Origin of the sequence: Massilia sp. UYP11 (assembly GCF_050434805.1) — a bacterium.
GTDB lineage: Bacteria > Pseudomonadota > Gammaproteobacteria > Burkholderiales > Burkholderiaceae_D > Telluria.
In genome coordinates this window covers 297123-310587 of record NZ_JBNDJE010000003.1, presented here as the reverse complement: position 1 = coordinate 310587, position 13465 = coordinate 297123, and the positions used below count along the sequence as shown (strand labels likewise).

At 67.7% G+C, this 13465-nt stretch carries 9 protein-coding genes; 6 read left to right on the top strand and 3 right to left on the bottom strand.

What is annotated here, in order from left to right:
- Positions 1 to 6: 6 nt before the first annotated feature.
- A complete protein-coding gene (locus ABIB38_RS08045) occupies positions 7 to 2250 on the bottom strand; it encodes an ATP-binding protein (protein WP_429203241.1) in 2244 nt (747 codons plus the stop codon).
- A 232-nt stretch (positions 2251 to 2482) separates the two neighbouring features.
- On the opposite strand from ABIB38_RS08045, the gene ABIB38_RS08040 reads away from it, so the two are divergent.
- Positions 2483 to 4390, top strand: coding sequence for a PAS domain S-box protein (locus ABIB38_RS08040; RefSeq protein ID WP_429203240.1), 1908 nt, complete (start codon positions 2483 to 2485; stop codon positions 4388 to 4390).
- A 164-nt stretch (positions 4391 to 4554) separates the two neighbouring features.
- Here ABIB38_RS08040 and ABIB38_RS08035 read toward each other — a convergent pair whose 3' ends face one another.
- Together ABIB38_RS08035 and ABIB38_RS08030 are read right to left on the bottom strand one after the other, a co-directional pair.
- Complete coding sequence (locus ABIB38_RS08035) at positions 4555 to 5748, bottom strand: esterase/lipase family protein (RefSeq protein ID WP_429203239.1); 1194 nt, start codon at positions 5746 to 5748, stop codon at positions 4555 to 4557.
- A gap of 176 nt (positions 5749 to 5924) precedes the next feature.
- Positions 5925 to 7205, bottom strand: a complete 1281-nt coding sequence (locus ABIB38_RS08030) for a dienelactone hydrolase family protein (RefSeq protein ID WP_429203238.1) — start codon at positions 7203 to 7205, stop codon at positions 5925 to 5927.
- A 197-nt stretch (positions 7206 to 7402) separates the two neighbouring features.
- Between ABIB38_RS08030 and ABIB38_RS08025 the strand changes: the two genes are divergently transcribed.
- Genes ABIB38_RS08025 through ABIB38_RS08005 form a run of 5 tightly spaced genes read left to right on the top strand, consistent with a single transcriptional unit; the run spans position 7403 to position 13396 of the window.
- Positions 7403 to 9076, top strand: a complete 1674-nt coding sequence (locus tag ABIB38_RS08025) for an MFS transporter (protein ID WP_429203237.1) — start codon at positions 7403 to 7405, stop codon at positions 9074 to 9076.
- Positions 9077 to 9095: 19 nt separating this feature from the next.
- Positions 9096 to 10166, top strand: coding sequence for an HlyD family secretion protein (locus ABIB38_RS08020; RefSeq protein WP_429203236.1), 1071 nt, complete (start codon positions 9096 to 9098; stop codon positions 10164 to 10166).
- Positions 10163 to 11557, top strand: a complete 1395-nt coding sequence (locus ABIB38_RS08015) for an efflux transporter outer membrane subunit (RefSeq protein WP_429203235.1) — start codon at positions 10163 to 10165, stop codon at positions 11555 to 11557. Before ABIB38_RS08020 ends, ABIB38_RS08015 begins: the two co-directional genes overlap by 4 nt.
- On the top strand, positions 11554 to 12159 hold the full coding sequence (locus tag ABIB38_RS08010) for a tRNA-uridine aminocarboxypropyltransferase (protein WP_429203234.1): 606 nt from the start codon (positions 11554 to 11556) through the stop codon (positions 12157 to 12159). The genes ABIB38_RS08015 and ABIB38_RS08010 overlap by 4 nt, the downstream gene beginning before the upstream one ends.
- Positions 12160 to 12217: 58 nt before the next feature.
- Positions 12218 to 13396, top strand: a complete 1179-nt coding sequence (locus ABIB38_RS08005; RefSeq protein ID WP_429203233.1) for a PA0069 family radical SAM protein — start codon at positions 12218 to 12220, stop codon at positions 13394 to 13396.
- Positions 13397 to 13465: the final 69 nt, after the last annotated feature.

The following is a 13465-nucleotide window of genomic DNA, read 5'->3' as shown; positions in this document are numbered from 1 at the left end:
ATCGCCTTAGTTGGATGCGTATTTTTTTGGAAGGCTGAAGGAGAACGTTGCCCCTTCGCCGGGTGTTGAATTGGCCCAGGCATGGCCATTGTGGCGCTCGACGATGCGCCTGACATTGGCCAGGCCGATGCCGGTGCCCTGGAAGTCTTCCATGCGGTGCAGGCGCTGGAATACGCCGAACAGCTTGTGCACGTAGTCCATATTGAAGCCGGCGCCGTTGTCGGCCACGTGGAATACGTGGTCGTCGCCGGCGTCCTCGCACCAGACCCGGATCACGGCCTGTTCGCGCTCGCCGGTGAACTTGACCGCGTTCGACAGCAGGTTGAACATCGCCAGGTGCAGGAAGCCGGGATCGGCGAACACCACCGGCAGGCGATCGATGTGCCAGTCGACCTTGCGCTGCCCGATGTCGATGTCCAGCTTGTCGATGCAGCCCGAGACCAGTTCGGTCATGTCGACGTGGGTCGGGCGCAGGGCCGCGCGGCCCATCTGCGAGAACGACAGCAAGTCATCGACGAGCTTGCCAGCCAGGCGGGCCGACTGTTTGATATTCGTCAAAAAACGCTCGCGCATGGCGGCGTCCTCGCTGCCGGCCGATTCGATCAACAGGTCGGAGAAACCGACGATATGGCGCAGCGGCGCACGCAGGTCGTGCGAGACCGAATACGAAAACGCCTCGAGTTCCTTGTTGGCGCGGCCCAGTTCCTCGGCCAGTTCGGCCATCTGCTCGGCGCGCTCGAGCGCGATGCCCAGCAGCGCGCTGCGAAATTCGATCGCCAGCTCGATCTCGGCCGCGTGCCAGGGCAGGCTGTAGCCGTGGATGGTCTCGCGCCAGGCTGCGAAGCTCTGGCGCGGCGAGAGCCGGGGGAGGGCGGGCGTCGACGCCTGCTTTTCATAGGGGTTGCCGGCCCATTCGACGGTCTGCACCAGCTCCGGGCGGAACCACAGCAGATAGTGCTGGTGGATGCGCGAGATCGGCAGCGCCAGCAGGCCGCTGGCAACGCGCGTCAGTTCGCTGGCCGGCGCATACGCTTCGGCCAGATGGTTGGTATGGAACAGCTCGGTGTGGCCGTGCACGGCGAGCCAGGTGGACAGCGCGCGGATCGCCTGCTCGTCCGGCGTCTCGCCATACGTCAGGATGCGGTCGTCCACCACGATCGCCACGCCGCCGGCGCGTGCGAAGCGCAGCAATTCGGGGAACACGCCGCTCAGGTTGTCGATGAAGTCGGCGCCCTTGGTGAGGTGGCCCAGCACCTCGACCATGATGCGGCGCACGTCGAGGCGGAACTGCAGTTCGGCGCCGTCTTCGCGCGTTTCGATGCACAGTGCGAGCAGTTGGCCCAATTGCTCGCAGGCGGTGCGCTTTTCGACCGGCACCGGGCAGGGGGTGGCGTTATGGCAGGAGATCAGGCCCCACAGCTTGCCCTTGACGATCAGCGACACCGACATCGACGCCAGCGTGCCCATGTTGCGCATGTATTGCAGGTGCACCGGCGAGACGCTGCGCAATGCGGCGAACGACAAGTCGTTGCGGGCGCCGGTGACTGGGTTGTCGCCCGGAACCAGTGGCGCCGGGTCGTAGTCCGCATTCTGGATCAGGCGGATCGGCGACAGGGCATACAGCTCGCGCGCCTGGGCCGGGATGTCGCTGGCCGGGAACGACTGATTCATGTACGAATCGTAGTCGGCCGCCTTCGACTCGGCCACCACGCGGCCATGACCGCTGGCATCGAACTGGTAGACCATCACGCGGCCATAGCCGGTCATCAGGCGTACGTGGCGTGCGGCCAGGTCGGACAGGGCGGGAATCGAGGCGTGATCGTTGACCTTGGCGAGGAAGTCGCTGATCAGGGGATACAGGTGGCGGAAGTCGGCCGGATGGGCGCGCTCGACGGCTTCGAATTCGGCGATCACCACGCCGTCCCACAGGTGGCCCAGCACATCGAAATGATTACCGTTCGGAAGGGTCACCGTGCCGAGATAGGTCGGGCGCTGACCGAGGGTGTCGCTGCCCAGCTCGAGCGCCACGCGTGCGCTGGCGTCCGGTCCGATCACGTCGGCCAGCGGTTTGCCGATCGCGTGCTGGACGTCGACGCCCGTGAAGCTGGCAAGGTTGGCGCTGGCCTGATGCACGTCGAGCGCTGGCGACAGGGTCAGCATGAAGCCATGCGGCTGGATACTGCCGGGCGTGCGAATTGCTTCCTTGTCGCAGCCGATCAGGTCGAGTTGGTCAGGGAGGGCTTGGGTCATGAGGCTGTAAAGGAACAAGCGAAAGACATACCCTATTGTATCGCGAAAGTCATAGCGGTTTTGATACTGAGCCGTTATTTCCCATAGGCAAAAGGATGGGTTGTCATCGCAGGTGCGGCCCATGGAACCCCGGTATCCCTGCGCCCGCACATGGTCGAATCGTGTATTGCCGTAGATCAGATGTATCATAGGCTACTTTTTCGGCTCAGCAGACAGGAAGCCGCACGGCCCCATGGACACTTCACGACCCGTCAAGCAACCGCTGACCGACGAGCAGCGCTTTCAATACCTGATTACCGGCATCAGCGATTACGCGATCTACATGCTCGATCCGCAGGGATACGTCAACAGCTGGAATGCCGGCGCCCAGCGCTTCAAGGGCTATCTCGAGCACGAGATCCTGCAGCAGCATTTCTCCCGTTTCTACACTCCCGAGGACCGCACCGCCGACCTGCCGGCGCAGGCGCTGGCCCACGCCCTGGCCCACGGCCGCTACGGATCCGAAGGCTGGCGTGTGCGCAAGGACGGCGGCCGCTTCTGGGCCCACGTGGTGATCGATCCGATCCGCGACAACCAGGGCGCACTGATCGGCTATGCCAAGATCACGCGCGACGTCACCGAGAAGAAGCAGGCCGAAGACCTGCTGCGCGAGAGCGAGCAGCGCTTCCGCCTGCTGGTGCAGGGCGTGACCGACTATGCGATCTACATGCTCACGCCGGAGGGCGTGGTGTCGAACTGGAACCTGGGCGCCGAGCGCATCAAGGGCTACAGCCACGACGACATCGTCGGCCACCACTTCTCGCTGTTCTACACCGACGAAGACCGCCTGCGCGGCCTGCCGGCGCGCGCGCTGGCGACAGCCGGCGACGTCGGCCGCTACGAGGCCGAAGGCTGGCGCGTGCGCAAGGACGGCACCCGGTTCTGGGCCAACGTCGTGATCGACGCCATCCGTGGCGACGACGCGCGCCTGCTGGGCTATGCCAAGATCACGCGCGACCTGACCGAGAAGAAGGCGGCGGCCGAGGCGCTCGACAAGGCCCAGGCGGCGCTGTTCCAGGCCCAGAAGATGGAGTCGATCGGCCAGCTCACCGGCGGCATCGCGCACGACTTCAACAACCTGCTGTCGGTGATCTCGAGCGGCCTCGAGCTGCTGGGCATGCAGCGCAGCCCGGGCGACGACGCCAAGACCCTCGACAGCATGCGGCGCGCGATCGACCGCGGCGCCACGCTCACCCAGCAATTGCTGGCCTTCGCGCGCCAGCAGCCGCTGGAACCCGAGACGCGCAACGTCAACCGCATCCTCAGCGGCTTCGAATCGGTGCTGCGCCGCGCCGCCAATTCGTCGATCGACTTCGTGCTCGAGCTCGATCCCGGGGCGCCGAACGTCGTGATCGACGCCGCGCGGCTGGAGTCGGCGGTGCTGAACCTGGTGGTCAATGCGCGCGACGCGATGCCGGGCGGCGGGCGCATCGTGGTCGAAACGGCGGGCCTGGCGCTGGCCGAGGGCGAACACGCGGTGCTGGCGGCCGGCCCCTGGCTGCGCCTGAGCGTGACCGATAACGGCACCGGCATGGCGCCGGAGACCATCGCGCGCGCGTTCGAACCCTTCTTCACCACCAAGGAGCTCGGCAAGGGCACGGGCCTGGGCCTGTCGCAGGTGTACGGCTTCATCAAGCAGTCGGGCGGCGAGGTGACCATCGAGAGCACGCTGGGCAAGGGCACCAGCATCATCATCTGGCTGCCGGCCGTGACCGCGAACGCGCACGACCTGGCCGAGATCGAGACCGAGACCGTGCTGATCGTCGAGGACGAGCCCGATCTGCTGGACGTCGCGTCCTCGCTGTTCCAGAGCATGGGCTACGACGTGATGACCGCCGCCAGCGGCAACGACGCCCTGACCCTGCTGGCCAGCCGCGACGTCGACATCCTGTTTACCGACGTGGTGATGCCGAACGGTATGAACGGCATCGAGCTGGCCGCCTACACGCGCAGCCACTACCCGAACGTGAAGGTGATGCTGGCCTCGGGCTATCCGCAGCCGGCATTGAAGCTCGACCGCTCGCGGCTGGGGGAGTTCGCCTTCGTCAGCAAGCCGTACCGGCTGTCGGATCTGGCCAGGAGCCTGCGCCGCACGCATTGAGACCCTGACGAAGGGGCCTCGTCGCCGTGCGGTGCGAATGGACGCGCGCTCGGCGCAAGCCTGGCGGCGAGGCCGACAGCACGCCTGTAAGTACGGCCTGTAAGCGTGCCTTTCAGCACGCCTGAAAGCGGCCGCTCCGCCGGCGAGGCGCCTCGCCGGCGGCGTCACAGCGCAAAGATGATGTCGCTGATCTGCTCATAGAGCTTGTCGGCCGACGGTCCCTGGTTGGGCCAGTTCAGGATGTCGAAGTGGTCGTAGCCCTTGTAGTTGCCCAGGAAATTCCATGTTCCGCGCACGGCCGTGCCGTCGTAGTCGCGCGCCGGGTGGCCATTGGGTGCGCGCATGCTGATCGTGTTGACCACGCCGTCGTTCGAGAACCAGTCGCTGTCGATGCGCACCCGGTTGGGCAGGTCGACGGTGTAGCTGCCCATGCCGCGCTGCGCCACCGACGGCACGATCCATTCGCCGGCGAAGGATTTGAAATAGGGGATCATGTCGGCGCGCGCATACTGGAACAGCGTGGTCTGGACCGGGGCGACGATGCGATCGGTGCCGTTGCAGCACCAGGCGCCGCCCTCGGTGGCCACCGTGCCGACCGAAAAATAATAGATGTGCGGGGAGGTGCGCGCCCACAGGTTGAATTCGCGCGCGCCGTCCGGCGCCAGTTCCCAGCCCGCCACCCGGTGCCCGAGCACGTCGCGCAGCGGCAGGCGCAGGCCCGGCAGGATGTTGAAGACGGCATCGGTCAGGGTGGTGCCGTTGTGCGGCGCCGAGATCGTGGCCGCGCTGCGGATCCAGCCGACCTTGCCGCCCTTGAACAGTTCGCCGTCGCCTTCGTCCTGGGGCGAGCCGTGTTCCAGCAGTTCGATCAGCGCCCGGATCGTGGTGCCGCCCTGGCTGTGCCCGATCAGGTGGATCGGGTGGTCCTGGTCCCAGGCCGGATACAGGGCCAGCGGATAGTCTTGCGGGTTATTGCGCGGATCGGCGGCCCAACATTTGCCGGGCGGCTTTTGTACCTGGCCCGGCAAGCCGTGGTCGCGCACATGGGCCTTGCCATAATCGACGCAGCCACCCTTGATCTGGGCATACAGGTCGGCCGCGCGGTCCCAGTTGGACGAGATCGGGCCGACCGCGGCGGCGAACACGGCGTGCGGACCGCGGTAGATCTGCATCTGCGAGGCGATGTCGCCGTAGCCGCCCCAGTAGTTGAACCCGCTGTGCTGGAATTCCTCGGGCCCGAAGCCGAGGAAACCGTGGACGAGGATGACGGGATAGTTGTTCGCGGCGCTACAGGCGGGAGCGGCGAACATGCCCAGTGCGGCCAGCAGGGCGGCGCAGGCGCGAGCGAATCGAACCATCTGGCTTCTCCGATAAAAAGCGTCAAGCACATTGTCGGAGGTAGGACGACGGTCGGGTTTGCGCTGTGTCGACCGGTGGCAAGGGAATTAAACTTCACGCATGGAAACATGCGCATGCCGCTTGACAACGCCGTGTCAGATTCCTGCATGCATCATCTCATGGATGACGCACCCGATCAGCGCGCCGTGGTGCTGCCGACCGACGTGGTCGGGTCCGATCCGGCCGTCGCCGCCGGGGTGGCGCCCGGCAGCGGCGTGGCCGATGCGGTGGCCGCCGCCTTCTCGACCTGTTCCAGACGCCCGTCGGTCCACACCACGTAGTCGTCGACCGAGTACAGGCGGCACGGATGCTTGCTCTTGGCCGAGCAGGTGGCCAGCGCGCGGCCTTCCGGGTCTTCTCCTTCCTCGGCCCAGGTCCAGCCGCCGCTTGGCGACACGGCGAAGGCGCGCGGCGTCATCTTGGTCAGGTATTCGCGGTAGGCGCGGCGCCCGTGCTCGGACAGGAAGGGCACGGCGTCGACGTCGTCGACCCCGGCGTAATCGGTGCGCGGCTGGCTCGGCAGAGGCGCAACGTCGACCACGACCGCGGTCGGCATGCCGATCTCCTGCAGGAAGCGTTCGGTGTCGGCCAGCCATACTTTCTCGCCGTCGCGGCTGGCCAGCATGCCGTGGGCATCGCGCTTGAACGCCGGGAATTCCACCAGGCGGCCGCGGCCGCCTGCCTGGACGTAGGAGGCGTGCATGCGTCCGGCCAGTTCCGGCCCGAACAGCGAGTCGTTCTGGCCATACATCCACAGGCTCGGCAACCTGGATTTGGCGCCGTATTCGGCGAACGCCGACACCAGCTGCGAGCGCCAGGCGCAGCGGTCGCTGTCGTCGCGCAGGCCGCCGGCGAAGTTGATCAGGCCACGCACGCCCGGCACCGCTTCGGTGCCGAGGGCGATCGTGGCCAGGCCGCCATACGACTGGCCGGCCACCACCATGCGCTCGCCATCGACCCAGGGCTGGCGGCGCGCGTAATCGAGGGTCGCGCGGATGTCTTCGGCTTGCGTATAGCCGTTGGCCGTCATGTTGCAGCCATGGTCGCGGTAGCGGCCGCCCGACTTCGAGAAGCCCTGGCGCATCGGCACCATCACCGCATAGCCGCGCTTGACGAAGGCGCTGGCCATGTAATAGAAGCGGTCACGCGGCTGCAGGCTGGGGCGGCCGGAATCCTTGCCATGGTTGATGACGATCAGCGGAAAGGGACCGGGGCCGCTCGGCTGGAACACGGTGGTCTCGAGCGTGACCCCGCCGTCGCCGGCGGGCACCTGGACGACGTGCTCGTTCATGCGGTGATCGAGCTGGTTGGTGGCAGCCGCGGCGGGCAGTTCCTGCAGGTGGGCCAGCGCCGGCAGCATGGCCAGCGCGGCAATCGACGCGGAGATCAGGGTACGGACAGACGGTGTTCTCGACATGGATGACTCTGGCAATGCTGCCATACGGAACAATTTCCGTACGGAATAAACCCGAGTCTAGGACGAGTAAATCTTGAGAGCAATATCCGGTTGACCAGTTCTGCAGCTAAATTTTTGCGTGTGGTGAAACTGACATCCGACGTGCTTTTTTCCAAAGGAGTATCATCGCGCCCTGTGAGTAGCTTGGGAAATTACGCATGAGCAAGTATGCGCCGCGCGAGTGGGCGCCGGACGAACGGCCGATGATGCCCGGCTCGCCGTCCACGCCGGCCCATCCGACCCCGCTGCGCCTGGCCTACCTGTTCGTTGGCGTCCTGATCACCATTACCGGCGGCCTCGGCAACGCGCTGGTCACCGTCAACCTGGTTCACCTGCAGGGCGTGCTGGGCGCCTATTCCACCGAAACCACCTGGTTGCCGGCCGCCTACGTGATGGCCAATGCCTCGATGAACCTGCTGCTGGTGAAATTCCGGCAACAGTTCGGCCTGCGCCTGTTCACCGAGATCTTTTTGGTGCTGTATGCGCTGGTGACCTTCGCCCACCTGTTCGTGGGCGACCTGACCTCGGCGATCGCGGTGCGCGCCGCCCACGGCATGCTGGCGGCGGCGGTGTCGCCGCTCGGCCTGTATTACATCCTGCAAGGTTTCAAGAAGGAATGGCGCCTGCGCGGGGTGGCGCTGGCAATGGGCGCGGCCCAGCTGGCGCTGCCGCTGGCCTACATCTTTTCCAACGACCTGCTGCAGATCGCCGAATGGCGCGGCCTCTACCTGTTCGAGCTGGGCCTGGCCCTGGTGTCGCTCGGCGCCGTGCTGCTGCTCAAGCTGCCGCCGGGCGACTACATCAAGGCCTTCCGGCCGGCCGACTTCGTCACCTTCGCCCTGTTCGCGCCGGGCATGGCGCTGCTGTGCGCGGCGATCAGCTTCGGCCGGGTGGAGTGGTGGTTCGAGCGCGCCTGGATCGGCATGGCGCTGGCCGGCGCGATCGTGCTGCTGGCGGGGGCGCTATGCCTTGAGCACAACCGCGCCAATCCGCTGTTGAACCTGCGCTGGCTGGCCAGCGGCAATATCGTGCGCCTGGCGCTGTCGATGCTGCTGGTGCGCATCGTGCTGTCGGAGCAGAGCGTGGGCGCGGTCGGCTTCCTGCGCGCGGTGGGCCTGGACAACGACCAGATGCAGACCCTGTACGCGATCGTGCTGGCCGCCACGGTGGCCGGGATCGTGGTGTCGGCGCTGACGATCGACGTCAAGCACCTGGTGGCGCCGCAGGTGATCGCCCTGTTGTGCATGGCGCTGGGCGCCTGGATCGACGCCCATGCCAGCAACCAGACCCGGCCCGAACAGATGTACCTGAGCCAGAGCCTGCTCGCCTTTGGCGGCGTGCTGTTCCTCGGCCCCCTGGTGGTGTCGCTGCTCGGGGCGGTGATTCCCAATCCGCAGAACCTGATCAGCTTCTCGGTGCTGTTCGGCCTCACGCAGAACCTGGGCAGCCTGCTCGGTTCGAGCCTGGTGGGCACGTTCCAGGTGATCCGCGAAAAATACCATTCCTCGCTGATCGTCGAAGGCCTGTCCAGCCTGGATCCGCTGGTGGCGGGTCGCATCGGGTCGGGCGCCGCCGCGGCCGGGCGCCTGCTGGCCGATCCGCTTGCCGCGACGCGCCAGAGCCTGCAATCGCTGTCGGCGACCGCCACGCGCGAAGCCAATATCCTTGCCTACAACGACGTGTTCCTGGTGCTGGCCGCCCTGGCCGCCGCGAGCGCGGCCTGGATCTTCCTGCATGCCGTGTGGCTGCATTGCTTCCGGGCCCCGAACGCCGTGCCGGCCCCCGCGCCCAAGCCGGGCGCCCCACCATCACCCGACCCCGTGACCGACTGACATGCCAGAACCATCGACCATGCCGCATCCCCCCGTTTCCCGACCACGCCGCATCCTGCTGAGCGCACTCGCGTTCGGCGCCATCGCCATCGCCGGCGTGCTGATCGTGCTGTACGCGTGGAACCTGCCGCCGTTTCGCAGCACCCTGCAGAGCACCGAGAACGCGCTGGTGCGCGGCCAGGTGACGATCATCAGTCCGCAGCTGAGCGGCTACGTGGTCGAGGTGCGGGTGCAGGATTTCCAGCATGTGAAGAAGGGTGAACTGCTGATGCGCATCGACGAACGCATACCGACTCAGCGCCTGGCGCAGGCGCGCGCCGAGCTGGCCAACCGCCAGGCGGCGCTCGCCAATTTCGCCCAGAGCCAGTCGAGCGCGCGCGCCACGATCGCGCAGAACCAGGCGCTGCTGGCGTCGAACGAGGCCCAGGCGCGGCGCGCCCGGGCCGACCTGCGCCGCGTCGAGGAGCTGGCGGCCGACGGTTCGCTGTCGGCGCGCGAACTCGACGCCGCGCGCGCGACGCAGGCGCAGGCCAGCGCCAGCCGCGACCAGTCGCGCGCCGCGATCGAGATCGCGCGCCAGAACCTGCGCTCGGTCGACGTCAACCGCGCCGCGCTTGAGGCGGCGGTCGCCGGCGCCGAAGCGGCGGTGAAGCTGGCCGAGATCGACCTGGCCAATACGCACATCACGGCGCCGCGCGACGGCCAGCTGGGCCAGGTGACGGTGCGCCAGGGCGCTTATGTCAACGCCGGCGCGCAGCTGACGGCGCTGGTGCCCGACACGATGTGGATCATCGCCAACATGAAGGAAACGCAGATGGCCAACGTGGCCGTCGGCCAGACGGTGACCTTCAGCGTCGACGCCCTGGGCAACGCGCGGCTGCGCGGTCACGTCGAACGCATCTCGCCGGCGACCGGCTCGGAGTTCTCGGTGATTGCGCCGGACAACGCCACCGGCAACTTCGTCAAGATCGCGCAGCGGATTCCGGTGCGGATCAGCATCGATCCGAACCAGCCGCTGGCCGCGCGCCTGCGGCCGGGCATGTCGGTGGTGACCACGATCGATACGGCGCCAAGCGGGGCCGCGCGGTGAGGCGGCGCGCATTCGTCCTGGCGGCGCTGCCGCTGCTGCTGTCGGCCTGCGCGATGGCGCCGCAGCCGGCCCCGGAACCTTCGCTGACGGTTCCGCCGGGCTGGCGCACGGCCAGCGCGGGAGAGGGTGCGGGAGAGGGCGCCGCGATCGACCGTGACTGGTGGCGCGCGTTCGGCGACCCTGTGCTGGATGAGCTGGTGCGGCGTGCACTCGCCCATAACGACGACCTCAAGATCGCCCGGTCGCGTTTGCAGGAATACCGGGCGCGCATCCGCGTGGCCGACAGCGCGCGGCTGCCGGCATTGAACCTGGCGCTGGGGCCGACGCGTGCGCGCACCATTGGACCGTTCGGCGAACCGGTCGAGACCACCTCGGTCGTGGGCGCCGTGCAGGCCAGCTACGAGCCGGACCTGTTCGGCCGCATCGCAGGCAGCGTCACGGCGGCGCGCTTCGAGTCGCTGGCGCAGGAAGCGGCTGGGCAAGCCGCGGCGCTGGCGGTGGTGGCCAATACCGCGTCCGGCTACCTGAACCTGCTGGGCCTGGACGCCCAGCTGGCGCTGGCGCGCGCAACGCTCGAATCCCGCAAGCGCTCGTTCGAGCTGGCGCGCCATCAGTTCGAGGTCGGCTACAGCTCGCGCCTGGAGATGTCGCAGGCCGAGGCCGAGCTGCACGCGACCGCCGCCACCGTGCCCGCGCTGGAGCGCCAGATCGCGCTGCAGGAGCAGGCGTTGAACCTGCTGCTCGGCGCCAGTCCCGGCCCGCTCGCGCGCGGCGCCGACCTCATGGCGTTGCGCGAGCCGCGCCCGGCGCCGGGGCTGCCGTCGGCGCTGCTGCGTCGGCGTCCCGATATCGCCCAGGCCGAGCGCCTGCTGGCGGCGAGCGACGCAGGCCTGGCGGTGGCGCGCGACGCGCTGCTGCCGTCGATCCGCCTGACGGCGTCGCTGGGTGCGCAGGGACACAGCCTGTCGCAGCTGCTGCGCTCGCCGACCGCGTTGTGGAGCATCGGCGGCAGCGTGCTGGCGCCGCTGTTCGACGCGGGCCGGCTGCGCGCGCAGGCCGAAATCGCGGGCACGGTGCGCGACCGCGCCGTCTACGCGTATGAATCGGTGGTGCGCACGGCGTTCGCCGAGACCGACAATGCGCTGGCCTCGATCGACGGCCTGCAACGCCAACTGGCCGAGGCCGAGGCGAGGAGGGTGGCGGCCAACGAGGTGCTGCGGGTGGCGCGCAACCGCTATCGCAACGGTTACGCTTCGTATCTCGAAGAACTCGACGCCCAGCGCACGACCTTCGATGCCGACCTGAACGCGCTGCAGCTGCGCACCGGCCTGCTGGCGGCGCACGTCGACCTGTACCGCGCGCTGGGCGGTGGATGGACGCCGGCGCCATGAGTGCGCCGCTCGTCAAGCGTCCGGTCTGCGCCACCTGCCTGCGCGCGCAGCCGGCCTGCATCTGCCGCTGGATCGCGCCGGTCGCGCCCCAGGCCGCGCTGCTGGTGCTGCTGCATCCGCTCGAAGCGGGCAACGCCAAGAACAGCGGGCGGCTGCTGCACCTGAGCGTGGCCGCCAGCAAGCTGGTAGTGGGCGAAACGTTCGATGCGGACCTGCTGGACGGCCTGCTGCACGCCGGCGGCCGCACGCCGGTGCTGCTGTATCCGCAGACGCCGGACGACCCGACCCTGCCGTCGCCGCCGCCGCTGCCTTCGCTGCCGGCATCGATGCTGCGCCTGGTCGTGCTCGACGCCACCTGGCGCAAGAGCCGCAAGATGCTGTACCTGAACCCGGCGCTCCAGGCGTTGCCGCGGCTGGCGCTGAGCGAGGTGGCGCCGTCGAACTACCGCATCCGCAAGGCGCATGCCCCGCACCAGCTGTCGAGCCTGGAAGCAGCGGCGCAGGCGCTGGGCCAGCTCGAAGGCGACGGCGGGCGCTACCGGGCGCTGCTGGACGCCTTCGACGGGTTTGTTTCACAACAGGCATCGTACGTGCGCGCTTGAATTCGGCACGCGGCAGGCGTAATATACTGTACAAACATACAGTATCGGAGCGCCAGCCATGGGCACCATCGATTTTCCTCTCCAGCGCGAACCTGTCGACGACGGGCACCTCTCCCTTGCGCCATCGCCGCCGCTGGCGCGCAAGGGGCGCGGTGCAGTATCGAACCTGGAAGGCCGCTACGAGGTCAACGGCCGCGAGCGTTTCGACGACGGCTGGGCAGTCGACGATGACGCCGCGCCGGCGTTCAAGACCGTGGTGACCGACGAGATCGCCAAGAGCATCCTGTCGCGCAATACTTCACCGGACATCCCGTTCAGCGTCTCCCTGAATCCCTATCGCGGCTGCGAGCACGGTTGCATCTATTGCTTCGCGCGGCCGACGCACAGCTACCTTGGTTTGTCGCCGGGACTCGATTTTGAAAGCCGCCTGTTCGCCAAGGTCAACGCGGCCGAACTGCTGCGGCGCGAGCTGGCGAAACCCGGCTACGTGCCCGAACACATCGCGATCGGGGTCAACACCGACGCCTATCAACCGTGCGAACGCGAGCGCAAGCTGACACGCGCGGTGCTTGAAGTGCTGGCCGAATGCCGCCATCCGGCCGGTCTCATCACCAAGTCGTCGCTGATCGAGCGCGACATCGACATCCTGGCGCCGATGGCCGCGCAAGGCCTGGCGTGCGCGGCCGTCACGCTGACCACGCTCGACGCCGGGATCTCGCGCACGCTGGAGCCGCGCGCGGCGGCGCCGATGCGGCGGCTACGCACCATTCGTACGCTGACCGAGGCCGGGATTCCGGTGAGCGTCAGCGTGGCGCCGATCATTCCCTTCGTGACCGAGCCCGAGATCGAACGCATCCTGGAGGCGGCGCGCGACGCCGGCGCGATCGGCGCGCACTACACGGTGCTGCGCCTGCCGCACGAGGTCAATCCCTTGTTCCACGAGTGGTTGCAGGCGCACTTCCCGGACCGGGCGCAGCGGGTGATGAACCGCATCCGCGAGATGCGCGGCGGAAAGGACTATGACAGCGATTTCGCGACCCGCATGAAGGGCGCGGGCGTGTGGGCCGACCTGATCCGGCAGCGCTTCGAGAAGGCATCCGGGCGTCTGGGTTTTTCGGATCTGCGTGGGCGCTTCGGACGGCTCGACCGGTCGCAGTTCAGGCGGCCACTGGTGGTGCCGGCGCCACCGAAACAGAAGCGGGATGCGAAAGGAGCGGGGCAGCTGGATTTGTTTTAGGCTCCGAGATGGGCGGTGGTCTGGAGCGCGCAGTTGCGGTCTCCGGCGTACAATGCCGTCTGTTGCTTA